18 protein-coding genes and 1 pseudogene are annotated in these 26,992 nt (G+C 67.8%); 7 read left to right on the top strand and 12 right to left on the bottom strand.

The annotated features are described in order from the left end of the window. Positions 1-89 precede the first annotated feature (89 nt). Positions 90-3,314 carry a TonB-dependent receptor gene (locus RH90_RS02195; protein WP_010183588.1) on the top strand — a complete coding sequence of 1,075 codons (3,225 nt, stop codon included), beginning with the start codon at positions 90-92 and terminating at the stop codon, positions 3,312-3,314. Between the two features lie 45 nt (positions 3,315-3,359). On the opposite strand, the gene alr is transcribed toward RH90_RS02195, so the two are convergent. From alr to RH90_RS02180, 3 genes are all read right to left on the bottom strand, one after another. After that, the gene (alr, locus tag RH90_RS02190) at positions 3,360-4,391 is read right to left on the bottom strand and encodes an alanine racemase (protein WP_010183587.1); all 1,032 of its coding nucleotides are present in this window, start codon (positions 4,389-4,391) and stop codon (positions 3,360-3,362) included. Positions 4,392-4,455: 64 nt separating this feature from the next. Then, positions 4,456-6,069, bottom strand: coding sequence for an MFS transporter (locus RH90_RS02185; protein WP_010183586.1), 1,614 nt, complete (start codon positions 6,067-6,069; stop codon positions 4,456-4,458). 100 nt (positions 6,070-6,169) lie between these two features. After that, the gene (locus RH90_RS02180; RefSeq protein WP_010183585.1) at positions 6,170-6,454 is read right to left on the bottom strand and encodes a chorismate mutase; all 285 of its coding nucleotides are present in this window, start codon (positions 6,452-6,454) and stop codon (positions 6,170-6,172) included. Between the two features lie 107 nt (positions 6,455-6,561). Here RH90_RS02180 and RH90_RS02175 point away from each other — a divergent pair, with 107 nt between their 5' ends. Both RH90_RS02175 and RH90_RS02170 read left to right on the top strand, forming a co-directional pair. Beyond that, positions 6,562-7,578: a polyprenyl synthetase family protein gene (locus RH90_RS02175; protein ID WP_029624973.1), complete on the top strand. Its 1,017-nt coding sequence runs from the start codon at positions 6,562-6,564 to the stop codon at positions 7,576-7,578. 114 nt (positions 7,579-7,692) lie between these two features. Next, on the top strand, positions 7,693-7,881 hold the full coding sequence (locus tag RH90_RS02170) for a hypothetical protein (RefSeq protein ID WP_010183582.1): 189 nt from the start codon (positions 7,693-7,695) through the stop codon (positions 7,879-7,881). 21 nt (positions 7,882-7,902) lie between these two features. On the opposite strand, the gene RH90_RS02165 is transcribed toward RH90_RS02170, so the two are convergent. Then, positions 7,903-8,859 carry a cation diffusion facilitator family transporter gene (locus RH90_RS02165; protein ID WP_010183580.1) on the bottom strand — a complete coding sequence of 319 codons (957 nt, stop codon included), beginning with the start codon at positions 8,857-8,859 and terminating at the stop codon, positions 7,903-7,905. A 205-nt stretch (positions 8,860-9,064) separates the two neighbouring features. On the opposite strand from RH90_RS02165, the pseudogene hrpB reads away from it, so the two are divergent. From hrpB to RH90_RS02150, 3 genes and pseudogenes are all read left to right on the top strand, one after another. Next, positions 9,065-11,519: pseudogene (gene hrpB, locus RH90_RS02160) on the top strand (ATP-dependent helicase HrpB). A gap of 9 nt (positions 11,520-11,528) precedes the next feature. Beyond that, positions 11,529-11,810, top strand: coding sequence for an ETC complex I subunit (locus tag RH90_RS02155; RefSeq protein WP_010183579.1), 282 nt, complete (start codon positions 11,529-11,531; stop codon positions 11,808-11,810). 146 nt (positions 11,811-11,956) lie between these two features. Further along, positions 11,957-13,000 carry a cell wall hydrolase gene (locus RH90_RS02150; RefSeq protein ID WP_010183578.1) on the top strand — a complete coding sequence of 348 codons (1,044 nt, stop codon included), beginning with the start codon at positions 11,957-11,959 and terminating at the stop codon, positions 12,998-13,000. Between the two features lie 121 nt (positions 13,001-13,121). Here the strand turns inward: RH90_RS02150 and RH90_RS02145 are convergent, their stop codons facing one another. Both RH90_RS02145 and RH90_RS02140 read right to left on the bottom strand, forming a co-directional pair. Continuing rightward, positions 13,122-15,020 (bottom strand): S9 family peptidase, encoded by a 1,899-nt coding sequence (locus tag RH90_RS02145; protein WP_010183577.1) that lies wholly within the window; start codon positions 15,018-15,020, stop codon positions 13,122-13,124. A gap of 78 nt (positions 15,021-15,098) precedes the next feature. Next, positions 15,099-18,341 (bottom strand): S41 family peptidase, encoded by a 3,243-nt coding sequence (locus RH90_RS02140; RefSeq protein ID WP_010183575.1) that lies wholly within the window; start codon positions 18,339-18,341, stop codon positions 15,099-15,101. A gap of 140 nt (positions 18,342-18,481) precedes the next feature. Between RH90_RS02140 and RH90_RS02135 the strand changes: the two genes are divergently transcribed. Beyond that, the gene (locus tag RH90_RS02135) at positions 18,482-19,852 is read left to right on the top strand and encodes a hypothetical protein (RefSeq protein WP_010183574.1); all 1,371 of its coding nucleotides are present in this window, start codon (positions 18,482-18,484) and stop codon (positions 19,850-19,852) included. Between the two features lie 77 nt (positions 19,853-19,929). Here the strand turns inward: RH90_RS02135 and RH90_RS02130 are convergent, their stop codons facing one another. The 6 genes from RH90_RS02130 to sppA all read right to left on the bottom strand — a co-directional run bounded on the left by RH90_RS02130 (position 19,930) and on the right by sppA (position 26,966). Continuing rightward, the gene (locus RH90_RS02130; RefSeq protein ID WP_010183572.1) at positions 19,930-20,340 is read right to left on the bottom strand and encodes a DUF3035 domain-containing protein; all 411 of its coding nucleotides are present in this window, start codon (positions 20,338-20,340) and stop codon (positions 19,930-19,932) included. Then, a complete protein-coding gene (gene lspA / locus RH90_RS02125; protein WP_010183571.1) occupies positions 20,333-20,860 on the bottom strand; it encodes a signal peptidase II in 528 nt (175 codons plus the stop codon). The genes RH90_RS02130 and lspA overlap by 8 nt, the downstream gene beginning before the upstream one ends. Further along, entirely contained in the window at positions 20,857-23,895 is a 3,039-nt protein-coding gene (ileS, locus tag RH90_RS02120; RefSeq protein WP_010183570.1) for an isoleucine--tRNA ligase, read from the bottom strand. The genes lspA and ileS overlap by 4 nt, the downstream gene beginning before the upstream one ends. 88 nt (positions 23,896-23,983) lie before the next feature. Beyond that, complete coding sequence (locus RH90_RS02115; protein WP_010183569.1) at positions 23,984-24,418, bottom strand: endonuclease domain-containing protein; 435 nt, start codon at positions 24,416-24,418, stop codon at positions 23,984-23,986. Positions 24,419-24,492: 74 nt separating this feature from the next. Continuing rightward, complete coding sequence (locus tag RH90_RS02110; protein ID WP_010183567.1) at positions 24,493-25,077, bottom strand: GNAT family N-acetyltransferase; 585 nt, start codon at positions 25,075-25,077, stop codon at positions 24,493-24,495. Then, positions 25,074-26,966: a signal peptide peptidase SppA gene (gene sppA, locus RH90_RS02105; protein WP_010183566.1), complete on the bottom strand. Its 1,893-nt coding sequence runs from the start codon at positions 26,964-26,966 to the stop codon at positions 25,074-25,076. Before sppA ends, RH90_RS02110 begins: the two co-directional genes overlap by 4 nt. Positions 26,967-26,992 lie beyond the last annotated feature (26 nt).

Here is a 26,992-nt window from a genome sequence, read left to right as displayed (position 1 = left end):
TGACCTTCATGTAGCCTTGCGTAAGTTTGACAAAAAAGTTTCAATCCCCCCGCTAGAGCCGAATTGGCCGTAACGAGTGGGGGCACTTTATGAACATCAGACAACTCCTGGGGGCGACGGCGATCGTCGGCGTGCTGACGGCATTTCCGTCGGTCGCGATGGCGCAGGCGAGCGGACAAACCAGCACCGACGCGCCCGCGACAGGGTCGCCGAACATCGGGGAAACGCAGAGCGATACCGCCCCCGGGTCGGAGACCGCGCCCGAAATCGTCGTCACGGGTACGCGCCTCAACCGTCCGAACCTCGACTCGTCCGTGCCGATCACGTCGGTAACGGCGGCCGAACTGCTCAATCGCGGCGGCGTCGCGATCGGCGATCTGGTCAACCAGCTGCCGCAAGTGCGCTCGACGGTTAACCAGGCAAACTCGCAGAATGCGATCGGTCGCGCGGGCATCAGCGCGATCGATCTGCGCGGCCTGGGCACTGCGCGCACGCTCGTGCTGATCGACGGCCGTCGCATCGTCACCGCAACCCCGGGGGTCAACCGGCCCGACGTGAACGTCGTGCCCAACGATCTGCTCGAACGGTTCGACATCGTCACCGGCGGCAATTCCGCGGTGTACGGGTCGGACGCGGTCGCGGGTGTCGCCAACTTCGTCCTCAAGCACGATTTCGAAGGCATAAAGGTCCGCGGCCAATCGGGCATCTCGTCGCGCGGCGATCGTCCTTCCTATATCGGTGCGATCACCGCGGGGCACAATTTCGCCGAGGGTCGCGCCAACCTCACCGTCTCGCTCGAATATGCCAATGCCGGCACGCTGCTGAACAGCGACCGCGACGAAACGACGGGGGCCTTTAGCGGCCGCAACCAGTTCCAACTCGTCCAGAACACCGGCGCCAATTTGAACCCGTCGGCGGGCGCGCTCCGTCCGGCCGAACCCTCGACCGGCGACGGCATTCCCGATAGCGTCTTCATCACCGGCGTGCGCAACAACAACATTTCGAGTGGCGGTCTCTTCACTGCGACTTGTCCGAATGCTGCCGCGACCGGCGAATCCGCCGCCGCCTTCGCCGCTCGGCGTGCCTCGGCGTGCTCCGGGCTGCCAAACCCCGCATCGTCCAACCCGCTCGCCCAGTTCGGAACGACCTTCGTCTTCAACCCGGACGGCAGCCTGACGCCGAACACCTGCGTCACCGACTTCCGGCCGTACGGATCGAGCAACTGCGTCGGCGGACGCGGATCGACCTTGCTCGAGAACGGCTTCATCATCCCCGGCCTAATCCGGCGCTCGGCCTATGTGTCGGGTCACTTCCAGATCACGCCGGCGTTCGATCCGTATTTCGAGGCGCAGTATTTCCGCGCGAACTCGAATCAGGAAGGTCAGCCGACCTTCTTCAACAACACCTTCAGCATCAACAATCCATTCCTGACCCAGCAGGCGCGCGCAACGCTCGTCGCGAACCTCGCCCCCGGCACGACGACCTTCACGGCGCAACGCTTCGACACCGATTTCGGTGGCCGTGGCGAGGACCATCTGCGCGAGCAGACGCGCGCGATCGTCGGGGTCCGCGGGACGTTCAACGAAGACTGGAAGTATGACGTCTCGTTCAACTACGGCTATCTCTACACCTTCTACAAAACCGCGGGCAATCTCGACCGCCAGAAGTACACCAACGCGATCGACGCGGTCCGCAACGCCTCCGGTCAGATCGTCTGCGGCATCAACGCCGATGCCTCCACCGCGAACGACGACCCTTCGTGCGTTCCGGTAAACCTGTTCGGCGAGGGCCAGCCGAGCCGCGCGGCGCTCAATTACTTCGGCTACACGTCGAGCCGCGTCCAGCGGGCCAATCTGTACGACGTGAGCGGGTATATCGCTGGCGACCTGTCGCAGCTCTTCTCGCTGCCGGGCGGCCCGATCGCCTTCGTGATCGGTGGCGAATATCGCAAGGAAACCGCGTTCGCGGCCTATGACGCGTTCACCGCGGGAACCTCGGGCATTACCTGTCCGGCCGCGGGGTGCACCTTCCTCAATACGATCCCGGACTTCCGCCCGCCGAACCAGATCGTCAAGGAAGGCTTTGCCGAGGTCAGCGTACCGCTGCTCAAGGATATGCCGTTCGCCAATGAACTTTCGGTCGACGGCGCCGTCCGCGTGTCGAACTACAATATCGGCAATACCGGTACGGTCGTCGCGTACAATTTCAACGGCACCTACGCTCCGATCCGCGATATCCGTTTCCGCGCAGGCTATGCCCGCGCCATTCGCGCGCCTACCCAGAGCGATCTGTACTCGCCGCTCACCCAGACCTTCCTCAACGGCCTGGTCGATCCGTGCGGGCAGCAGAACATCAACAACAACCCCAATCGCGTCCGCAACTGCGCCGCGGCGGGCGTTCCGACCACGCAAACCTTCAATGGCGTGACCGAGCCCTTCTCGAACCGTCCGGCATCGGGGATTTCGGGGTTCAGCGGCAGCAACAGCTCGCTGACCGCGGAAATCAGCGACAGCCTGACCGTGGGCGCGCTGTTCATCCCGCGCTTCATTCCGGGGCTGACGCTCAGCGTCGATTATTATTACATCAAGATCAACCAGGCGATCAACACGCTCGCCCCGCAGACGATCATCAACCAATGCTATGACAGCCCGGGCGGGATCAACAACCCGTTCTGCGCAGCGATCTTCCGCAACCCGAACGGGACGTTCCGCGGTCAGAGCGATGTCGCCAACAACGGCACGACCGTGCCGCTGACGCCGACCGGGGCGTCGTTCATCGCGGGTCCGTTCAACTATGCCAAGAATACCAATTCGGGCATCGACATCGAGGCCGCCTATCGCGGCAAGCTGTCGTCCTCGCTCAACATCGCGGTTCGCGCGATCGTGTCCAAGGCTTTGATGAAGGACAATTACACCGACATCAACGACCCCACGTTCATCATCCAACAGCTTGGGAACCTCGGCGATCCGGAATGGCAAGGAACGCTGTCGGTCAATTTCGCGACCAAGCATTTCAACTTCGGCTATCGCTTCCGTGGCTATGACAAGACCACGATCGCCGCGTATGAGACGCAGAACTCGGTACAAGGTCGCCCGCCAACGAACCCGGACTCGCTGTCGGTGGTGCGTTATCCGCTGATTTCCTATTCGGACCTTCGGCTCGATATCACGCCGACCACCAAGTACAGCTTCTATGTCGGCGTCGACAATCTGTTCGACCAGCTCGGGCCATACGGTCTGATCGGCAACGAGGCTGGCAATCAGTATGACGCAGTCGGCCGCTTCCTTTACGCCGGTGCTTCCTTCAAGTTCTGAAAAAGCCGCAACGACTGATAGGGCTCCCTCCGGGGAGCCCTTTTTTTATGTCCAGTCTCGCTCGAACCGCGCACCGAGCCCAGTCAGCACTTCATATTGCGACATCCCCGCCGCGGCCGCGGCCGCCGGCAGTGCATAGTCGAGCGCGACCCAGTCGCCCTCCCCCAACTCCGGCGCCGCCGCGACCGAAATCGCGGTGAGATCCATCGACACGCGCCCGATCACCGGCAGCGCGGCAGCCCCGACGCGCGCGCAGCCGGTGTTGCTGAACCCACGCCAATAGCCATCGGCATAGCCGATGTTGAGAATCGCCACTTCGGTCGGCACGCTTGCCGTGAACAACGCATTGTAGCCGATCGAGTCCCCCGCCCGGAGCGTGCGCCGCTGCAGGATTTGCGCCTCGGGCGTCACGACCTGACGCACCGCACCGGCCATGTCGTCGCGCGGCACGCCGCCATAGAGCGCCAGCCCCGGGCGCGTCAGGTCGAAGGCATAGTCTGCACCGAGCGCGATGCCCGCCGAATTGGCGAGGCTGAGCCGTCGCGCGGCGGTCCGCCCGGCGAGCGCGCGAAACGCCGCCGCCTGCCGCGCATTCATCGCATCGTCCTCGTCCGCGCACGCCAAATGGCTCATCAGCGTATCGATCGCGAGCCCGTCGAGCAGCCCGTCGCACACCTCCGCCACCGCAACGCCGAGCCGGTTCATGCCGGTATCGACCATCACGTCGCAGCGCCCGCCCCCGGCGTCGCGCCAGCGCGTGATTTGGGCCGCGGTATTCAACACCGGCCTCGCGATCCCGCGCATCGCGGCCGCCATATCCTCGTCGCGCACGCCGTGCAGCACCGCGACGTCGAACCCGAGCCCGGCGAGGCGCTCGGCCTCGCCCCAGGTCGCGACGAAGAAATCGCGGCAGCCCGCCCGCGCGAGCCGCTCCGCCACCTCGACCGCGCCGAGCCCATAGCCATTGGCCTTGATCGCCGCGCCGCACGCCGCCGACCCGCTCAGCGCATCGAGCGCGCGCCAATTGGCGGTAAGCGCGGCGGTGTCGAGGCGGAGGCGGAGCGGAGCGACGGTCATCCCGCCCGGTTAGCCGCCGCGGTCCGCGCGCGCCAGTCCGGCGTCAGTCAGCGCTGGCGCGGCGTCAGTCAGCGCTGGCGCGGCCGGGCTTGCTTTCCTCGAGCCCGTAGAGCGTGACGACGAGCGCCATCGCCACCACCGCGATCGTGTACCACAGGCCGCCATAGGGGTTGCCGGTCCGCGCGACGATGACCTGGCTGATCAGCGGCAGGAACCCGCCGAAATAGCCCGTCCCGATATGATAGGGGATCGACATCGAGCTGTAGCGGATCCGCGGCGGGAACATCTCGGCGAGCAGCGCCGCGACCGGGCCATAGGTCATCCCCGACAGGGCGCTGAGCGAAAGGATCGCAAGCAGGATCAGCACGATATTGCCGGGCGACGGCACCACCGGGGCCAGATCGTACCCGCCCTTCGCGAGCGCGGCATCGAGCCCGGCGTCGCTCAGATCCTCGACGCCGACGCCGCCGATCAGCACCAGCGTCACCGGCGTGAACGCCTTGGTATAGGGCACGCCCTTTTTCGACAGATAATCGAGCAGCCGGCGGCATTCGCTCGGCTTGGCGGGGAACAGATCGTAGTGGCACGCCGGGCCCGACACCACGACCGGTGCCCGTTCGGCGGCATGCGCAAGTCCTGGATTGGCCGCGCTGCCCATCAGCCAGAAGATCGGGAAGAGCAGCGCGAGCGTCAGCGCATAGCCGATCACGATCGGCGTCTTGCGCCCGACCCTGTCCGACAGCCGGCCGAACAGCACGAAGAAACCAAGCCCACCGAGCGCGCCGAACCCGACGATCAATTGCGCCGCGGTCTCCTGGACACGCATCGTGCCCTGCAGGAACGACAGCACGGTGAACATCGCGGTGTACCAGATCACCGTCAGCCCCGCGGCGATGCCGAACAAGGCGACGAACAGCCGCTTGAGATTGCCGGGATAGGTAAAGCTTTCGGTGAACGGATTCTTCGCGGTCGCGCCCGCCGCCTTCATCTGCTTGAACACCGGGCTTTCGGACGGTTTGAGCCGCATCCACAGCGACACCGCGAGCAGCACCAGCGAAAAGACGAACGGCACACGCCAGCCCCATGCGTCCCATACCCCCGCCGGCATCAGCGCCTTGGCGAGCAGCACCACGACCAGGCTGAGGATGAAGCCACCGGCGACGCTCGCCTGGATGAAGCTGGTGAAATAGCCACTGCGCCCGGGCGGCGAATGTTCGGCGACATAGATCGCCGCGCCGCCATATTCGCCGCCGAGCGCGAGGCCCTGCAGGATTCGCAGCAGGATCACGACGAACGGCGCGAACAGTCCGATCGTCGCCGCGCCGGGCACCAGCCCGACCCCGGCGGTCGCCAGCCCCATCACCGTGATGGTCACGAGAAACGTATATTTGCGCCCGAGTCTGTCGCCGAGAAAGCCGAACAGGATCGCGCCGAGCGGGCGGAAGCCGAACCCGACCGCGAAGCCCGCCCAGGCATAGAGCGTCTGGAGCAGCTCGCTCTGCGCGGGAAAGAAGGTGCGGCCGATGATCCCCGAGGCGGCGAGCGTGCCGTAGATGAAGAAGTCATACCATTCGAAGATCGTGCCGAGCGACGAGGCGGTGATGATCAGCTGAATGTCCTTGCGGCTCGGCGTCGCCGGCGCATCGGGTCCTACATCGCTCGCCAAGATCGTCGCCATCGTACGCCACCCCCAACGCCCTTATGCTGCGGGCCGGAGGCGACGATAAGCGGTTTGGCGCGTGCGGCAAGCCGCATCCGAATATCCGACAGGCCGCGCGCTACCGCACGTCGCGGACGCGCTCGTGGTGGCGGATCACTTCGTCGATGATGAAGCGCAGGAATTTCTCGCTGAAATCGGGGTCGAGATCGGCTTGCTTGGCCAAGCCCCGCAGCCGCGTGATCTGCGCCTCCTCGCGCCCGGGGTCGGCGGGCGGCAGCCCCGCTTGCGCCTTGTAGCGGCCGACCGCCTGCGTCGTCTTGAAGCGCTCGGCGAGCAGAAAGACCAGCGCGGCATCGATATTGTCGATGCTCTGGCGGTATCCGTTCAGCGTCTCGTCGGCCACGCGCGGCTCCCCATCTGATGTCCTCGCCCTATTGCGGGCACGGGAGGTCCCAGGCAAGCCGGGAAACGCTTGCCTTTGGCGCTGCGCGCGGCCACATCGCAGCCCACATGAGCGCTACCCTTCTCCGCCTCGATCCGAGCCGCGCCCAGCCCTCGCTGGAGCCGATGGTGCAACTCGTCACCGGCGACATGAACATGGTCAATGCCGTGATCCTGTCGCGGATGCAGTCCGAGATCCCCCTGATCCCCGAGCTTGCCGGACATCTCATCGCGGGCGGCGGCAAGCGCATGCGCCCGATGCTCACGCTCGCGAGCGCGCGGCTGCTCGGCTATACCGGCACGCGCCACCACCGGCTCGCCGCGGCGGTCGAGTTCATCCATACGGCCACGCTGCTGCACGACGACGTCGTCGACGGTTCGGACCTGCGGCGCGGAAAGCGCACCGCCAACCTCATCTGGGGCAATCCGGCGAGCGTGCTGGTCGGCGATTTCCTGTTCAGCCGCTCGTTCGAGCTGATGGTCGAGGACGGGTCGCTCAAGGTGCTAGGCATTCTGGCGGGCGCGAGCGCGATCATCGCCGAGGGCGAGGTCAACCAGCTGACCGCCGCGCGCCGCATCGACACGCCCGAAGAGCGCTATCTCGACATCATCGGCGCGAAGACCGCGGCGTTATTCGCCGCCGCCTGCCGCGTGTCGGCGGTGGTCGCCGAACGGCCCGAGGCCGAAGAGCTCGCGCTCGATTCGTACGGCCGCAACCTCGGCATCGCGTTCCAGCTGGTCGACGATGCGATCGACTATGTCTCGGATGCTGGCACGATGGGCAAGGACGCCGGCGACGATTTCCGCGAGGGCAAGGCGACGCTCCCGGTGATCCTCGCTTATGCGCGCGGCAATCCCGAGGATCGCACCTTCTGGAAGGCCGCGATCGAGGGGCATCGCAACCGCGACGAGGATTTCGAGCGCGCGATCGAACTGGTACGTGCGACGCGCGCGGTCGACGATACGCTCGCGCGCGCGCGCCACTATGGCCAGCGCGCGATCGACGCACTTGCGATCTTCGCCAACGGCAAGGCCAAAGAGGCGATGATCGAGGCGGTCGAATTCGCCATCGCGCGGGCCTATTGATCGGGCAATTCCGCTGTTTATCCGGGGTATTTCGATCTTTCCAACGGGCCGGAAAAGCGCATAGTGGCGGCGTGATCGGGCTTTTGGCGCGAGCGCACAGCAGGAGCGTCGCAGATGTTCGTCGATTTCCGCAACGAATGGACTCCGCCCGAACGGCCCGAACCCAAGCCGGCCCCGCGCCAGAACAAACGCGCCGAATCGGTGGCGGCGTGGGTGATCGGTTTCAACCTGCTGATGCTGTTGGTCGGCCCGCTCGCCGGCGCGACGCTGTTCGATGCGGTCGCCGCGCTGTTCAGACGCTGACGCGCGCCGCTGCCGGCGCCGTCAGCAGCCCAGCCTGGCCGCTGGCGCATCGGCACCCGCCAGTTCGACCTGAAGCGTCGCATGCCCGATCCCGAAGCGCTGCTTGAGCATCCCCCGCGCCTGCTCGAGAAACGCGTCGCCCGGGTGCCCGCCGGGCATGACGAGATGCGCGGTCAGCACGGTCTCGGTGGTGCTCATCGGCCAGATATGGACGTGATGGACTAGCACGACGCCCGGAAGCTCGCGCAGCTCCTCCCACACCGCATCCGAATCGATGCTGCGCGGCACCGCCGCCAGCGCCATCTCGACCGACTCGCGCAAGAGCCCCCAGGTCTGCCAGAAGATCAGCACCGCGATCATGATGCTGACGATCGGATCGATCCAGGTCGCGCCGGAGACCCAGATCACCAGACCGGACACGACCACCCCGGCCGAGACGATCGCGTCGCTCGCCATATGGAGGTACGCGCCGCGGATGTTGAGGTCGTCCTTGCGTCCGCGCATGAACAGCAGTGCCGTCGCGCCGTTGACGACGATGCCCGCCCCCGCGACCAGCGCGACGATCGGCCCGTCGACCGGCGCCGGCGCGGCGATCCGCTGCACCGCCTCGAGCACGATCGCACCGAGCGCGACGAGCAGCAGCAGCGCGTTGAGCAGGGCCGCGAGGATCGTCGAGCCCTTCAGCCCATAGGTAAAGCGCTTCGACGCCGCGCGCCGCCCGAGCGCGATCGCCGCCCAGGCGGCGCCGAGCCCGAGCACGTCGGACAGATTGTGTCCGGCGTCCGCCAGCAACGCGACCGATCCGGCGATCAGCCCGAACACCACTTCGCCGACGATGAAGGCGAGGTTGAGCGTGATGCCGATTGCGAAGGCGCGGTCGTGCCCTTCTGCGGGGGGGCCGTGATCGTGCCCGGCATGGCTATGCCCGCCGTGCGAATGGCCATGCGAATGTCCATGATGATGCGAATGGCCGGCCAAGATGATCTCCGAAACTCTCGAGCCCCCCGCCTAGCATCGCGATTGCGGGATATACTAGGACGTCGCGCATGCCGTTGCGGTTCCTTCCGCCCGGGCCGATCGGGTCCACCATATCGCCCTGTCCCCGCTGCGCGAGATCGGGCAAGGCTCGCGGCGTGTCCATGGTTCACCTCACCAACGCCGTGCCCGGGCGGCGGCAAGTCGCATGACGCTGCCGATCCACGCCGTCCTGCCCGAGCTGCTCGCAACGTTGCGCGAAGCGAGCAACGCCGTGCTCGTCGCGCCGCCCGGTGCGGGCAAGACGACGGCGGTCGCCCCTGCCCTGCTCGGCGAGGCGTGGTGCGGCGGCGAGATCCTGTTGCTCTCGCCGCGGCGTCTCGCCGCACGCGCGGCGGCCGAACGCATGGCGGCGACGGCCGGCGAGCCGGTTGGCCAGACCTTCGGGTACGCTACGCGGACGGATTCGAAGCGCTCCGCTGCGACTCGCGTGACGGTGGTGACCGAGGGAATCTTCGTCGCCCGCATCCAGAACGATCCCGACCTCGCGGGCGTGTCGGCGGTGCTGTTCGACGAAGTCCATGAGCGCAGCCTCGACAGCGATTTCGGACTGGCGCTCGCGCTCGACGCGCAGGCCGGGCTGCGGCCCGACCTCCGGCTGGTGGCGATGTCGGCGACGCTCGACGGCGCGCGCTTTTCGGGGCTGATGGACGGCGCGCCGGTGATCGAGAGCGCGGGGCGGATGCATCCGCTGACGCTGCACCATCTCGGTCGCGCGGCCGAGGCGCGGATCGAGGATTCGGTCGCCGCTGCGGTGCGGCTAGCCTTACGCGAGGATAGCGGCGGGGTCCTCGCCTTCCTCCCCGGCGTCGCCGAGATCGAGCGCACCGCCGAACGGCTCGACGGACTGGGCGCGGGCGTGGTGCTGCATCGTCTGCACGGCAGCCTCGACCCCGCCGCGCAGCGCGCCGCGATCGCGCCCGATGCCGGCGGGCGGCGCAAGATCGTGCTGGCGACATCGATCGCCGAGACCAGCCTGACGCTCGACGGCATTTCGGTGGTGGTCGATTCGGGGCTCGCGCGGCGCCCGCGCTACGATCGCGCGGCGGGAATGACGCGGCTCGTCACCGAGCGCGCGAGCCAGGCGGCGGTGACGCAGCGCGCCGGCCGCGCCGCGCGGCAGCGGCCGGGGGCGGCGTACCGGCTATGGGAAGAAGCCGCGACTGCGGGGCTGCCGCGATTCGATCCGCCCGAGATCCTCGAGGCCGATCTGTCGGCGCTGACGCTCGACTGCGCCTTGTGGGGGGTGGCCGATCCCCGCGCCTTGCGCTGGCTCGACCCGCCGCCCGAGGCTGCGGTGCAGGAGGCGCGATCGCGGCTGGCGGCGCTCGACGCGCTCGATCCGGACGGGCGCCCGACGCGGCACGGTGCGGCGATCGCGCGGCTGCCGCTGGCGCCGCGACTGGGGCATATGCTGGTGCGCGCCGGGGAGCTCGGGCTGGCCGAGGTCGCGGCCGAGGTCGCGGTGCTGCTCGGCGAGCGCGGGCTCGGCGGCAGCGACGTCGATCTCGAAGCGCGGCGGCGGCGCTGGCGCGGCGAACGCGGGCAGCGCGCCGACGCCGGGCGGAAACTGGCGCGGCGATGGGCTCAGCTCTCTCCCTCTCCCCTCCGGGGAGAGGGAGACGGCCGTCGCCATCGCGCTCGCCTTCCCCGACCGCATCGCGCGCCGTCGCGACAGCTCTGGCGAGACCTGGGCGTCGGTCGGCGGGCGCGGGTTCAAGCTCGACCCGACCGCCAGCCTCGCCCGCGCGGAGTGGCTCGCCGTCGCCGAGACGCAGGGCATGGCGTCGGGCGCGCGGATCCTCTCGGCCGCGGCGATCGATCTCGCCACGATCGAAAGCCTGTTCGGCGACCGCATCGCGACGCATCGCACCGTCGCCTTCGACCCCGCGACCGGCGGCGTTCGGGTCCTCCGCGAACGCCGGCTCGGCGCGCTCCGCCTGTCGAGTGGGCCGGATGCGAACGCCGACCCCGATGCGATCGCCGCCGCGTTGCTCGACGGCGTGCGCACGACCGGCCTCGCCCGCCTGCCGTGGAGCGACGCGGCGCTCGCGCTGCGCCACCGCGCCGCGTTCGCGCAGGAGCATGGCGGCGCCGAACTCGCGCTCGACGACGCCGCCCTGCTCACGCGCGCCGACGAATGGCTCGCGCCGCTGCTCGTCGGCAAGCGGCGGCTCGACGCGATCGACCCGGGCGCGCTGACCGATGCCTTGCGCACCCTGATCGGCTGGGATGCGCTGAAGACGATCGACCGCCTCGCGCCGACGCATTTCACCAGCCCGGCCGGATCGAGCCATCCGATCGACTATGACGCCGAGGGTGGCCCGCGCGTTGAACTGCGCCCGCAGACGCTGTTCGGCCTCGCCACGCATCCGATGATCGCGGGCGGGCGCGTGGCGCTGGTGCTCAGCCTCACCTCGCCCGGCGGGCGCCCGATCCAGACGACGCGCGATCTGCCAGGCTTCTGGGCGGGAAGCTGGTCGGCGGTCGCCAAGGAAATGCGCGGTCGCTATCCCCGCCACCCCTGGCCCGACGACCCCGCTTCGGCGTCTGCGACGCTGCGCACGAAAAACGCAGATGCGCGGCGCCAAGAAGCACGATAAGGAGACGCCATGTCGATCGCCCGAATCTATCAGCGCCCCAAGAACGCCATGTCGTCGGGCCGTGCCCGCACCACCAGCTGGGTGCTCGATTTCGCTCCCGCCGAGCCCAAGCAGCCCGACCCGCTGACCGGCTGGGCCGGCTCGGGCGACACGCGCGACCAGCTGCGGCTGAGCTTCCCGACGCAGGAAGCCGCGATCGCTTATGCCGAGCGCGAAGGCCTCGCCTTCACCGTCGTCCCCGCGCCGACCCGCACGCTCAAGTTGCAGAGCTACGCCGACAATTTCCGCTGAGGCTCGGCCGACGCTGCACCGCGTCTGCTTCTACGGATGCAGTTCGTGTGGCCGCGCAAATCCTGCATTAACCAGCAATCGTCTCGTCGCGAGACACCCGTAAATCAGCGGCATCGCGCCGCGTTAAAATCGGCTACAGCGCGCGCGTGTATCTGCAGGCGATCCTTGGCTGGGTGAAGATGCGGCGGCTGAGCAAGCTCGGCGCCGTCGGCCTGTGCGCGCTCGTGCTCGCCGGCGTTTCGGCGCATGCCGCGTTGCGCGCGATCATCATCCAGCACGCCAAGGCCGCGCAGCACGCCCCCGCGCCGAGCGGCTATGAGATCGAGGACCATTTCCCCGGCGCCGCCTATTTCTACGCCGCCGACGATCCCGTGCCCGGCCCCATGCCCGGTGACGCGGCTCCTGCACGCGGCACGACGGGGACGATCGCGCTGCCCGATCTGCCGCTTCCGGTCGGAGCAGCGGCATTGGCGGCGGATACGTCGGTCCGTGCAGCTTTGCCCTTCTCGATGGCGCGCGCGAGCGCGACCGATCGCGGGCGCGCGCTGCAATGCCTGACGACGGCGATCTATTACGAGGCCGCGAGCGAGCCCGATGCCGGGCAGCAGGCGGTCGCGCAGGTGATCCTCAACCGCGTGCGGCACCCCGCCTTCCCCGCCACGGTGTGCGGGGTGGTGTTCCAGGGTTCGGAACATGCCGGCTGCCAGTTCAGCTTCGCCTGCGACGGCGCGCTGCAACGTGGGAGCCCGTCGCCGGCGTATTGGCTGCGCGCGTTGAAGGTCGCCGCCGCCGCGCTCAACGGGCATGTCATGCCGCAGGTCGGGCTGGCGACGCATTACCACACCTACGCCGTCACGCCGGCGTGGAACCGCAGCCTGGTGATGACCGCAGCGATCGGCGCGCATTTCTTCCATCGCTGGCAGGGCGGATGGGGTACGCCCGCGGCGTTCCGCCAGCCGTATCTCGGCGGGGAGCCGGTTCCGGGCCCGCATCCGCGGATCGATCCGCCGGCGCTGGTGAGCGCCGCGGTGGTTATGCCGGCGCTCCCTGCCGCCAAGCCCGCGACGATCCAGCCGGCTTATGCGCAGAGCGGCACCCCGGTCGCCGCCGCGACGGCAGCGGCCGATACGCTGCCTGGCGATTCGCAGATCCTCGACCGCTGGAAGGATTCGGGCAAACCGCTGCGATAAGTCCCTCCCCTCCCCTCCCTGGAAGGGAGGGGTTGGGGGTGGGTCGGCCTAGGGCGGGGGCCGACCGCGACAACGGGCCGACCCACCCCCAGCCCCTTTCTTTCAGGGAGGGGAGGCGCCGTTACTTCTTAGCTGCCAAATATTTGTCGAACCACGCCCGTGTCCGCGCGACGACATCGGCGGAATTGGCCGGCGCGCGGATGCCGTGACCTTCGTCGGGGTAGATCACCAGGCTGGTCGGCACCCCCATGTCCTTCAGACCATGCCAATATTCGACCGATTGCGTCGGCGGCACCTCGATGTCGCGCTCGCCGACATAGATGAAGGTCGGGGTGCGCGCGTTCTTGATGAAATTGACCGCGGAGACATCCTCATACGCCTTGCGATCCTCGTACAGCGTCTTGCCGAAGAACGGCAGCATCCACTGGTCGATGCCGTTGGTGCCGTAATAGCTCACCCAGTTCGACAGCCCCGCACCCGCGACGATCGCCTTGAAGCGGTTGGTCTGGGTGTTCGCCCACATCGACATGAAGCCGCCATAGCTGCCGCCGGTGAGCCCGAGTCGCGCATCGTCGACCGGCGCTTGCCTTTCGACCGCATCGATCCCGGTCAGGATGTCGCGCAGATCGCCACCGCCGAAATCGCGCTTGTTGGCGGCGGTGAAGGCCTCGCCCTGGCCGTAGCTGCCGCGCGGATTGGGCAGGAAGATGTAATAGCCGGCATCGAGCAGCGCGCCGAAGCCGCCACCGAAATACGGCACGTTCGCCGCCGACGGGCCGCCATGGAGGATCGTGATCATCGGCGCCTTCTTCTTGGGATCGGCGCCGAGCGGGGCGAGCAGCCAACCCTGGACGTCGAACCCATCATTCTTCCAGCTGATGCTGCGCGCGGTCATCTTCGCGGGGATCGCGTCATTGTCGTGCGTGATCTGGACGGGCGCATCGACCGGCCCGGCGAAGATCGCGGGGGCATGCGTGAAGTCCTGCACCACCGTCGCGACGGTCTTGCCATCGGCGCTCCACGCGGCCTTGGCGTCACCCGCGGCGAGCGTCGATGGACGGCTCCAACCCAGGCCGTCGGTGCTCGCGCGCTCGGCGTAGAGCCCCATCCGGTCGCCGCGCAGCGCGGTGCCGCGGATCGCCGCGTCGCGCCAGACGAGCGACGTCACCGTCAGCTTGCTGTTCGGCTGGGTATTGCGCGGCTCGCCGCCCTCGAACGGCACCGTCCAGACGTCGCCGCCAACCGAGCCGAAATCGCTCATCAACCCGCCGATATAGGCAACGGTCTTGCCGTCGGGCGAGACGCGCGGGAAGTTGAGCTGCGTCTTCGGCTTGGCGATGGTGCGCACCGCGCCGGTCGTCGCATCGACCGCGTCGAGCGTCGCGACCCACCAATTGTTGTCGCCATTGCCGAGCGCCGAGGTGACGACGAAGCCGCTGCCGTCGGGCGTCCAGTCATATTCGTAGATGTAGCGATCGGCGGGCGACAGCGGGCGGACCTTGTCCGCGGTCAGCGTACCGCCCACGTCGAACACCGCGAGGCGCTGCTCGTCGCTCTTCTCGCCGATCTCGCCGATCTGCCGCACGCCCGCCTGGGTCGCGCCCGATTCCTTGGCAGCGCCGATCGTGACGAGCAGCGCTACACGAGTCCCGTCGGGCGAGAAGCGCGGGGTCTGCGCGATGCCGCTGATCGTCGCGACGGTGTGCGGCTTGCCGTCGTGATCGACCACCAGCGTGACGAGCCCGGCCTTCTTGTCGCGCGTGAGATAGGCGAGGCTGCCGTCGGGGGCAAAGGTCAGGGCGGACACCGAACACAGATTCCCGCACGGGTCGAAGCTGCGCAACAGCTTGCCGCTCGTCGCGCGGATCGTGATGCTGCTCTTGCTGCCCTCGCTGTCGATCGTCGCGATGCGGTCGCCCTGCGCCGACAGCGCGAGCCCGCCATAGGAATGCACGGTCGGTGCGGCGAGCGCCGGGCTGGCGGACGCGGCGAGCAGAAAAGCAAACAGGCTGAGGCGCATGGCAGGGAAGCTCCGTCGAGTGATGGAGCGGGATAGCACAGTGCGACGCGGGAGCAATCGCGCCGGTGCGCCGATCCGTTACGGCTTCCCCACCTGCGCGAGCAGCACATCGACCGCCGCGCTCAATTGCGTATCGGTGCCGGGGCCTTCGCCGAGCGGCCGCGTCACCGCCACGTCGACCGGGCGCGGGTGCATCTCCATGTCCTGCCCGCGTCCGTCCTGGATCCGCGTCCCCGGCGTGCGCACCGCCGAGCCGTCGATCAGCGGCTCGCCTCCGGTGAAGATGATCCACCCCGCGGTCGGCTGCCCGACGACCTTGCCGAGCCCGAGCGCGCGATAGCCCTCGGTGAAATCCTCGGCATCCGACAGCGACGATTCGTTGGTGACAAGCACGGTCGGCTTGCCGAGCGCACGCTGGCCGAGCGCCTGGCGCCCGGGCAGCGGGAACAGGTCGCGCGGCGTCATCGTGAGGTAATTGGCGCGCGCGAAGACGTCGATCGCATAGCCGTTGATGAAGCCGCCATTGTTGTTGCGGATATCGACGACGACGCCCTGGCGCCGCTGATTTTCGGCATCGAGATCGAGATAGAGCTGGTCGAGCGATTCGGACGACATGTCGGCGATATGGACATAGCCGAGCTTGCCGCCCGACAGCCGCTCGACCAGCGCGCGACGATCATCGACCCACTGGCGGTAGGCGAGCCCCGCAGCCGCGCCGACCGAGATCGGGCGTACGACGACGCTGCGTTGCCCGTTCGCGCCCACCACACCGAGCGCAACGCGGCGGCCGACGCTGTTCTCGAGCAAGGCATCGATATTACCATGCGCGCCGATCGCGACACCGCCGACGCTGACGATTCTGTCGCCGGGCACGATCTTCTCGATCGCCGCGGGCCCCAGCCGCACCACCGAGCGGACGACGAGCCCGCGCCCCGCGTCATAGGCCGCGCGATCGAAGCGCAGCCCGAGATCGCCGACGCGGTTGGGCCGCGGGCTGCCGGGCGAACCGGGGCTGAGCGAGATGCCCGAGTGCGAGGCGTTGAGCTCGCCGATCATCAGATTGATGATCCGCCGCTCCTCGTCGGGCGTGCGCGCGCCGGCGATATAGGGCTGGAAGCGCGCGCGCAGCGCTTTCCAGTCCTGGCCGTTGAACTTTGGATCGAAGAATTTGCGGTCGAGGATGCTCCACGCTTCGTCGAACACGATCTGCTTCTCGGTCGCGAAGTCCACGTCCATTTCCGCCCCGACCGCGATCGGCTTGGGCTTGGGGCTGTCGAGCGGAGTCGAGATGACGCGGCCGCCGTCGAGATAGAACAGCGTCTTGCCGTCGCCGGCGAGCGCGAAATCGCCCTTCGGCCGGTCGCTCTGCGTGAGTTGCTGCGCGACGGGCGGCTCGTCGGCGAGTTCGTCGAGGGTGTAGCTGTAGAGGTTGGCACGCCCCTTCTCGCGCGCGCGGAAGACGAGTGTCTTGCCATCGGGGCTGATCACCGGCGTATCGGCATTGAGCCCAAGCGGCAGGATCGTCGCGCGGGCGCGCAGGCCGTCCCAGACGATCGACACAGGGGCGACCTTGGGCGCTGGCGGCGGCGCGGCGCCTTTCTTCGCCGCGACCGGCAGCGGCTTGGGCGTCGCGGGCGCGGGCGTGTCGGACGGCGTGTCGGGGGTGCCGGGCTGCTTGCCGGGCTTGAACAGGTCGCTGAATCTGTCTTCCTTGAACTTCGGCACATGCGGCAGCAGGTCGATGCGGACGATGCGCGAATCCTCGCTGCGCTGCGCCGTATCGAACAGGATGTAGCTGCCGTCGGGCGACCAGGCGATCCCGCCCATCTGGCCATTGGCGAGGAAGCTGACCGGCCGCGCCGCGCCGCCCGCGGCGGGGACGAGCTCGACATTCACGAACGAGCGCGAATCGGTCAGCGGGAAGGCGACGTACTGGCCGTCGGGCGACCAGGTCGGGCGCGGCCCGTCGCGCTCGTCGGTGGCGATCGCGCCGGTGAACAGCGTGCGATCGGCTCCACCCGCGAGCGTCACGACGTGAAGTTCGCGGTCATCGAGCACATAGGCAACCGACTTGCCGTCGGGCGCATAAGACGGCGTCGAGGCGATGCCCTGCCGCGTCAGCACCGTCTCGCGCCCGCTCGCCACATCATATTCGACGAGGCAATGCGCGAGCCCGCGCTCGGATATGACGAGCGTACGGCGGCTGTCGGGCGACCAGACCACTTCGCGTTCGGCACCTGGCGTATTGGTCACGCGCTGCGCGGTGCCGCCATCCTTCGCCGAAGTCGCGAACACCTCGCCATGCCCGATCACCGCGACCTTCTGCCCGTCGGGCGAGAGCGCCAGGCGGGTGAAGCTCTGCAACTGCTCGTGTCGGCGCGGGGTCGTGCTCGCCGCGCCGCGCAGCGTGATCGGTACGGCGGCGGCCTGGCCGGTGGCGGGGTCGAAGCGCCACACCCCGAAATCGCGCTCGAACACAATCGCCGAACCGTTCGCCGCCATCGCGGGGTATAGCACACGTCCGCTGGTGAAATGCGTAAGCTGCTCCGGTACTGCCCCGCCCGCGACGCCGACGCGCCAGAGGTTCTCGGGACCACCCTTCGCGCTCATATAGACGAGGCTGCGTCCGTCGCGGCTCCACATCGGCCAGGCGTGCTTCTCGCCATCGGCGAGCAACGGGCGATACGCGCCGCCCTCGGCCACCGGCTTGAGCCACAGCTCGGTCTGGTCGATGTGCGAGGTGCCGTTGCGCCACCATTGCCCCGCGCTGATTCCGCGCGTGTTGATCGCGAGCGTGCTGCCGTCGGGCGACGGCGCCGCCTGGAACTCGGCGAGATAGGTCTCGCGGCTGACCTGCATCGGCGTGCCGCAATCGACCGCGATGCGGAAGATGTCGGGCTGGCGGCCGACATCGGCGACTCCGGAAGCGAAATAGAGATATTTGCCATCGGGCGACCAGGCGTCGAGCTCCTCGCCCGCCTCGGCATAGGTCAGCCGGGTCACCGCGCCGCTGGCGAGATCGAGCACGTAGATGTTGGCGTTGCCGCCGCGCGTCGAGGTGAAGGCGAGCTTGGTCCCGTCGGGCGAATAGAGCGGGCGCGCCTCGGTCGCCGCATCGGTGACGAGCGGACGCGCGACGCCGCCCGACGCCGCGACTTCCCAGATGTCGCCGCCCGAGGCGAAGGCGATCAGCGCGCCGTCGGGGGAGAGCGTGGGTTCGGCGAAGGCAGGCCGGGCGTCCTGCGCCAGCGCGACCGGCGCGGTCAGCGTGGTCGAGCCGAGCAGGCCCGCAGCCGCCAGCGCAAGGCGTTGGAATGTCATGAAGGAGCCCCGTTTCGTCGTTACGGTCGGCAATGAAGCGCAAAAGCCGGGCGATCACAAGCCACACGGTTTTGCCCTGCCCGCACGCAATCGCCGATGGTTTTGCCGCCCCGCCATGCTAGCGCGGCATGGTGAGACTTTTGACCGATAGACGCGCGATCCTGGCGGGTGGCGGCGCGGCGCTAATGCTGGCGCTGCTGCATGGCGCGCTGTTCTGGCCCGGGATCATGACGTGGGACGCGATCCGGCAATATGGCCAGGCGCTCAGCGGCCAGTATGACGACTGGCACCCGCCGGCGATGAACTGGCTGTGGCGCCAGCTCGGCGCGTTCGGCGCCGGGCCGGCGCCGATGCTCGTGCTCCAGCTGGCGCTCTATTGGGGCGGCACCGCCTTGTGGCTGCACGCGGCGTGGACGCGCGGACAGCGCTTCGCGGCGGGGGCGATCGGCTTGCTCGCGCTGTCGCCGATCGTGCTGGTGCTGGTCGGAACCGTGCTCAAGGACAGCCTGTTCGCGGGGGCGCTGTTGGTGGCGAGCGGCCTGCTCGCGGCGCGACCCGAGCGGCGCGCAGCACGGATCGTCGCCGCGCTGTTGCTCGTCGCGGCGGCGACGCTGCGCTTCAACGCGGTTCCGGCGTGCCTGCCGCTGCTGTTGCTCGCCGCGCCTGCGGCGTGGCGGCGGACGCTCCCGCGGCTCGGCCTCACCGCCGTGCTCGCGGCGATCCCGCTGCTGCTCGCGCTCCCGCTCGCCAACGCCGCGCTCCACGCCAAGCGCAGCGGGGTCGAACTGTCGCTGGTGATCTACGATCTCGGCGGGATCGGCGCATTCGCCGCGCGCGACACCTTCCCGCCGACCGTCGTCGCGAACCCGGTCGCGGTCAATCGCGACTGCTATTCGCCGATCTCGTGGGATCGCTATGCCTGGTGGGGCACGGCGCCGTGCGCGATCGGCTTCACCAATCTCGCCGCACCGCTCAAGGCGGGGCATGGCCCCTATGGCTGGTGGGCCGCCGCGGTCGCCGCGCATCCGCTGGCCTATGCCGCGCATCGCCTCGCGCATTTCGATCGCAACACGCGTTTCCTCGTCCACGACGCCGATCTGCCCGGCCTGTCGCCGCAGTCCGATCCCAATCCGTGGGGTTTCACCGTCGCGCCGAACGGCGCGCGGGCGACGCTACAGGGGGCCGCCGACACGCTGCTGACCATACCGCCGGGCTGGCCGATCTGCTGGCTCGTGCTCGGGTGCGGCTTGTTGGTATTGCGCCCGACCTTCGGCGACGGCGATCCCGCGGTCGCGCTCGTCTGGTCGGCGGTGCTCTATGGTTTCAGCTACCTCCCGCTGAGCGTCGCGTCGGAGGTGCGCTATCACTTCTGGACGATGAGCGCGGTCGGCATCGCGGCGGCGCTGCTGCTCACGCGGCGGTCGACCTGGCGGATGCCGCGCTGGCGCCTTGGGGTCGCGCTGGCACCGGTGCTGGTCGTGACGATCGCCGGGCTCGTCGCCCGGCTATAGGAAACGGGCGACCTTCCCAGACGGTCGGGACGCGCGTGGCGCGGACCGGGGCGACGCAGCCGTCGCCCCTTCGCCGTTCACTTCGGTGCGGTCGCCTTGGCCGACTGGCCATCGCCTTCGGGCGCGGAGACGACGTCGCGCGTGGTCGCGCCCTTGTCGACCACGGTCGTGCCGGGGTCGCCGACCGACGAGCGGATGCCGGGATCGTCCGAATCGACGCCCGCCTGCGAGAGCGTCGCGCTCTCCGAAGCGCTGCGCGCCGCAGTGCCGCCGAACAGCGCGTCGAGCGCCTGCGCGTTGGCGCTGACGTCGTTGGCGCGCGCCGCGCCGGGCTTGGGGGGTGTGAGCGAGAAATCGGGCGGGATCACCAGCGGTGCCTGGCGCGCGACCGAGAATTCGTCGGGGCCGCTGCGGCCGCCTTTGCCATGTGCGCAAGCGCCCAGCGCGAGCAGTGCCACGCCGGCCGTCAGAATCGAAAACTTACGCATGGATATTCTCCGTTGGGCCTTGTTCCGCCCCAGAATCGAGTTTCGGCGTGTCTCGTACCAGAAGCGCGCGCGCGAGCAAGATGAGCACGCCGATGCTAATCGCGGCGTCGGCGATGTTGAAGACCAAAAACGGCTGCCAGCTGCCGAAATGCAGATCGGCGAAATCGACGACATAGCCGAGCCGCACCCGATCGAGGATGTTGCCAAACGCCCCGCCGAGCACGAGCCCGAGCGCCATCTGATCGGCGCGCTTGGTCTCGCGCAGCATCCAGACAAGGACGCCGAGCGCGATCGCCCCGGTCATCAGCACCAGCAGCCAGCGCGTCGTGTCGGTATCGGCGTGGAGCAGGCCGAGCGACACGCCGCGATTGGCGACGAAGCGCAGGTTGAAGAACGCCGTGACGAAATGCGCGTTGGTCATCTCGTCGAGCTTGAGGCCCTCGGTCACGCCGAGCTTGGCCGCCTGGTCGGCGACGAACAGCAGCGCGGCGGTCGCGAAGCCTGCGAGCGGGAGCCTCATGCCACCGCCGCTTCGCAACGGTCGCACAGATCGCCGTCTTCCTCGACTTCGGGGAGCAGGCGCCAGCAGCGGCCGCATTTGTGGAAATCGGTCTTCTTCACATGTACCCCAATCGATGGAGCGATCGGCAATTGAAAACCACCGCCGCCTTCCATTCGACCGTTAACGATCTCAGATTTCGAGGAAATGGCGATTTCCGAGAGATCCACACTCGCCAGTGCGTCGAACATTGCCGCATCGTCTTCAACGGCTACATAAATGTCCGCCTCCAAGCTGGACCGAATGAGTTTGTCCCTGCGAAGCGGTTCGATTGCTCCGACAATGACTGTCCGAGCCTTTCGAATCAGAACCCACTTTTCGACCAATGTGCTGTCGCCGACACTCGACGGGACTTCAGGCCATTCGAGCAGGTGCACCGAACCATCCTCGCTCGGGAAGCGCGCCTGCCACGTCTCCTCCGCAGTGAAGCACAGCACCGGCGCGGCGTAACGGACGAGTGCGTGGAACAGCGTGTCGAACACGGTGCGCACCGCGCGGCGCTTGAGATCGGTCGGCGCGTCGCAATAGAGCGAATCCTTGCGGATATCGAAGTAGAAGGCCGACAGGTCTTCCTGCGCGAACTCGGTCAGCAGCCGGACATAGCTGTTGAAATCGTACACCAGCACCGCCGCACGCAGCTTGGCGTCGAGCTCGGCGAGCAGGTGGAGCACATAGCGTTCGAGCTCGGGCATCTCCGCGACCGGCAGAAGCTCGGCCTCGTCGAACCCGTCGAGCGCGCCGAGCAGGTAGCGGAAGGTGTTGCGCAGCTTGCGATACTGGTCGGAGACGCCGCCCAATATCTCCTTGCCGATGCGGTGGTCCTCGGTGAAATCGACCGACAGCGCCCACAGCCGCAGGATGTCCGCGCCCGATTCCTTCATCAAGTCGAGCGGGTTGATCGTGTTGCCGAGCGACTTGGACATCTTCATGCCCTTCGCATCCATCGTGAAGCCATGCGTCAGCACCGCATTGTACGGCGCACGCCCGCGCGTGCCGCATGCCTCCATCAGCGACGACTGGAACCAGCCGCGATGCTGGTCCGAGCCTTCGAGATAGAGATCGGCGGGCCAGCGCAGATCGGGCCAGCGCCCGCTCTCGAGCACGAAGGCGTGCGTGCAGCCGCTGTCGAACCACACGTCGAGAATGTCGGTGACGCGCTCGTAATCGGCGAGGTCGTAGTCGGGGCCGAGCAGGTCCTGCGCGGCTTCCTCGCTCCACGCATCGACGCCCTGCGCGGTGATGGCGGCGATGATCCGCGCGTTGACCGCGGGATCGACGAGATACTGGCCGGTCGCGCGGTTGACGAACAGCGTGATCGGCACGCCCCAGGCGCGCTGGCGGCTGATCACCCAGTCGGGGCGGCCAGCGACCATCGCGGTGATGCGGTTCTGGCCCTTGGGTGGATACCAGGTGGTCGCTTCGATCGCGGCAAGCGCGGTCTCCCGCAAGGTCCGCCCAGGACTCCCCTCCCCTTCAGGGGAGGGGCTGGGGGCCGTCTCACCGAGACCGACGCTCGAGGCCGCGGCACGGCCCCACCCCAACCCCTCCCCTGAAGGGGAGGGGCTTTCGGGCAGCGCCTGGTCCATCGGAATGAACCATTGCGGCGTCGCCCGGAAGATGACCTTCGCCTTCGACCGCCACGAATGCGGGTAGGAATGCGCAAAATCATCGCTCGCCGCGAGCAACGCACCAACTGCGCGCAGGTCCGTACAGATCGGCCCCTCGGCGGAGACGAACTTCTTGTTGATCACCGAGCCCTGCCCGCCGAGCCACGCCCAATCGTCGCGATACATGCCCGCGCCATCGACCGCGAAGACCGGCTCGATGCCGTATTGCTTGCACAGCAGGAAATCGTCCTCGCCGTGGTCGGGGGACATATGGACGAGCCCGGTGCCCGCGTCGGTGGTAACGAAATCACCCGGCAGGAACGGCCGCGGCTTGGCGAAGAACCCGCCGAGTTCGTGCATCGGGTGACGCGCGGTGGCGCCTTCGAGCTGAGAGCCCCGAATGATAAGCGGCTGATCTGCTTCAGCGAACGCCCAAGCCATCGCCTTATCATCATCGTGAAGCGCCCGCCTGAATTCTGCGCGAGATCCCCATTTTTCCTTAGAGGCGCGACCAAAAAACCGGGCAAGCAGCTCAGGGTCGTTCGCAACGAGATATCGTTGACTTGTCGTCGGGTAATCGAGAACGATGTACTCAATCTCCGGCCCATAGCTCAGCGCCTGGTTGACCGGGATCGTCCACGGCGTCGTCGTCCAGATCACCGCATAGGCGCCGACCAATTCGGGCGCGTTCGGCGCCTCCACGATCTCGAACGCCACGTCGATCTGCGTCGACACGACGTCCTCATATTCGACCTCGGCCTCGGCGAGCGCGGTCTTTTCAACGGGCGACCACATCACCGGCTTGGCGCCGCGATACAGCTGGCCGCTTTCCGCGAACTTCATCAGCTCGGTGACGATCGTCGCCTCGGCGGCGAAATCCATCGTCAAATAAGGATGGTCCCAGTCGCCGTTGATGCCGAGCCGCTTGAGCTGCTCGCGCTGCACGTTGACCCAATGCTGCGCATAGGCACGGCACTCGGCGCGGAATTCGTTCGCGGGGACCTCGTCCTTGTTGCGCTTCTTGGCGCGGTACTGCTCCTCGACCTTCCACTCGATCGGCAGGCCGTGGCAGTCCCAGCCGGGCACATAGGGCGCGTCCTTGCCGAGCAGGCCCTGCGTGCGGCACACCGTGTCCTTGAGGATATGGTTGAGCGCATGGCCGATATGCATGTCGCCGTTCGCATAGGGCGGGCCATCGTGCAGGATGAACTTCTCAGCGCCGCGGCGGGCTTCGCGGGTCTTCTCGTAGAGGTTCATCGCCTGCCAGCGCGCGAGGATGCCCGGCTCCTTGGCGGGGAGGCCGGCCTTCATCGGGAAGTCGGTCTTCGGCAGGAAGACGGTGTCGCGATAATCGCGGGCGGGGGGCGTGGTGTCTGGGGTCTCGGTCATTTGACGGGCGACTTAGCCGAGACGCGCCACACTATAAAGCCCCTCCCCTTCAGGAGCGCCGGGTGAACAGCGCCCCGCGCTGTTCAGGTCATGCCGGGGGCATGACCCACCCGGCGCTGGGTTGGGGTGGGGAAGTGCGTTGCCAGCGGTTGGAGAGGGTGGAGGCGGTGGCGGAGATTGTTTCTGCGACGCCAGCCAAGTTCGACACGACGTCGGGATTGCCGAAGCGGATGATCGTGAAACCGAGCGCGGCGAGCCGGGCGTCTCGATCGGCGTCGTGCGTGTCGCCATCGACCTCAATCCCGAGACCAATCGCTGGACAGAAGAAATCGAGGATTGCCTGCGCTTCGAAGACCACATGCTGGCGGCGGAACTTCAAACCATCGAGCTGCGAATTGGACAGCGCCCGCCATAGCCGGATTTCCGGCTCGGTCGGGTTCCGCCGCATCTCGTGCGCGCGCTTCAGGAGCTCAGCCTCTGTGGCCACCACTTCCCCACCCCAACCCAGCGCCGGGTCGGTCATGCCCCCGGCATGACCTGAACAGCGCGGGGCGCTGTTCACCCGGCGCTCCTGAAGGGGAGGGGCTTATCTTGCTCTCACCAGTTCCACACCATCCCAGTCTCACTGAACGGCTTGGGTTCCAGCGGCGGGATCGTCGCTTCGTTGAGGTCGCAGTGCCAATAGCCGACGTCGATCCAGCGCCCGTCCTTGTAGCCCGCCTCGCGGAAGAACCCGGCGCGCTTGAAACCAACCGATTCGTGCAGCCGGATCGAATGATCGTTGGGCAGCGCGATCACCCCGATCGCATGCGTGAAGCCCTGCGCACGCACCGTGTCGATCAACGCGTCATACAGCTGCCGCCCGTTGCCGCGCCCCTGCGTGCCGGTCTCGAGATAGACCGTCGTCTCGATCGTGTAGCGATACGCCGGGCGATCGCGGAACGCCGAGGCATAGGCATAGCCGAGCACCGCCCCGCCCTCGCCCTCGGTCGCGACCAGCCACGGGTACAGCCCGCCCGACGAGGCCATCCGCTGCGCGATCACTGCAGCATCGGGCGCGTCGGTCTCGAACGAGACCACGCCGCGCTCGACATAGGGCCGGTAGATCTCCGCGATCGCCGCCGCATCGTCGAGCGTCGCGGGGCGGATCGCGACGCGGGTCGGCGCGCGGTCCAGGCTCACAACCCGAACCGCGCCAGCACGAAGTCCATCAGCCGCGCGTCGCCGGCGCGCGGCGCGTTGCCGCCGACGCCCTCGCATTCGAGGCAGCGTGCCTGGATCGCAGCGCCCGTGCCGATCCGCGTCACGTCGCCCAGCGCGCGCGCGAACACCGCACGCCGCTCGGCCGCCATCCGCGTGAAGGCATCGCCCGCCGAGGCATCGTCATCCTTGTTCGAGTCGGCGAACTGCTGGATCATCTTGGCAAACGCGCTCGGCTTCTTTTCGAGATATTCGGCGTGATAGCCGTCGGCCTTCAACCCGGCACGCCGCGCCGCCTCGGCGATCGCATCCTGCAATCCGCCGAACTTGTCGACCAGATGCAGTTGCAGCGCGGTCCCGCCATCCCAGACGCGTCCCTGCCCGATCTCGTTGACGCGATCGGGCGTCAGCTTGCGGGCATTCGCGACGCGGGTGATGAACTGGCGATAGCCATTCTCGATCCCCGCCTGGAAGATCGTGTCGGTCTCGGGGTTGGTGCCGCCATAGATGTCGGGCTGGCCCGAGAGCGGCGTGGTGCGCACGCCGTCGGTGGTGAGGCCGACCTTCTTGAGCGTATTCTCGAAGGTGGGGATGATCCCGAAGATGCCGATCGAGCCGGTGATCGTCGTCGGCTGCGCGAACACCATGTCGCCCGCGGTCGACACCCAATAACCGCCCGACGCCGCGACCGCGCCCATCGAGACGATGATCGGCAGCTTCTGCGCCTTCGCTTCCTGGATCGCGCGGCGCATGTCCTCCGACGCGAGCGCCGAGCCGCCCGGCGAATCGACGCGCACGACGAGCGCCTTGAGGTCCTTCTTGGCGAGCGCATCGAGCAGCAGCTTCGAGACGGTGTCGGACCCGACATTGCCCGCCTTCGACTTGCCGTCGACGATGTCGCCGGCGATCGTCAGCACGCCGATCTTGTCGCCGCCGGTCGGCAGCGGGTTGGCGGCGACATAGGCGTCGTATTTGATCGTCTTGAACAGGCCGGCGGCCTTGCCGCTGTCGACCCCGGCGATCGCCGCGACGCGCTTGCCGAAATCGAGCCGCGTGCCGAGCTTGTCGACGAGGCCGGCATCGAGGTTGGCCTTGGCGATGTCGCCCTGTGCCGCGCTGATCACGGCGCCCGGCGTCGCGAGGAACGGCGCGAACTTCGCCTTGGGCCGCGCCGCCGCGACCGACTGCTGCCAGTTGGCGAACAGCACCTGGTACAGCTTGACCACCTCTTCCTTCGCCTCGGGCGAGGCTTCGGTGCGCGTGTACGGCTCGACGAACGACTTGTACTTGCCGACGCGATAGACATGCGCATTGACGCCGAGCTTGTCGATCAGGCCCTTGTAATAGAGCTGCGATCCGCCCGGGCCCATGAACAAGGTGCCGCCCATCGGGCTTTCCCAGATCTCGCTCGCATTGGCGGCGAGGCGATAGCCCGAGTCGGTATAGGCGGTGGCGAACGCCAGCACCGGCTTGCCGCCTTTCCCATCGGAACCGTCGCGCACGCGCTTCAGCGCCGCGCCGACTTCGTTGAGCGTCGCGGGATAGCCGCCGCCGAACGAGTCGAGATCGAGCACCACCACCTTGACGCGGTCGTCCTTCGCCGCCTTGTCGAGGCTGCGCACCACGTCGCGCAGGCGATATTCATGGCCTGCGCCGTCGCCACTCAGGCTGGCGAAGGCGCCGACGTCCTGCGTCTGCTCGACGATCGGGCCGTCGAGCTTGAGCACGAGCGCGCCGTCGCCGATCGCGCTCTTGTTCGGTTTCGAGGCGAGCGCTGCGAACAGCAGGCCGAAGAAGAGCAGCATCGCGATGAGGACCAGCGCGTCCTTGATGCCGACGAGGATCTTCCACGCGCCGCGTACGAGTTTCATCTGGCCGTTCCCTGCTTGGCGGAGAT

This window comes from Sphingomonas sp. PAMC 26605 (assembly GCF_000241485.1).
Lineage (GTDB): Bacteria > Pseudomonadota > Alphaproteobacteria > Sphingomonadales > Sphingomonadaceae > Sphingomonas.
This window is presented reverse-complemented; position numbering and strand designations above follow the sequence as displayed.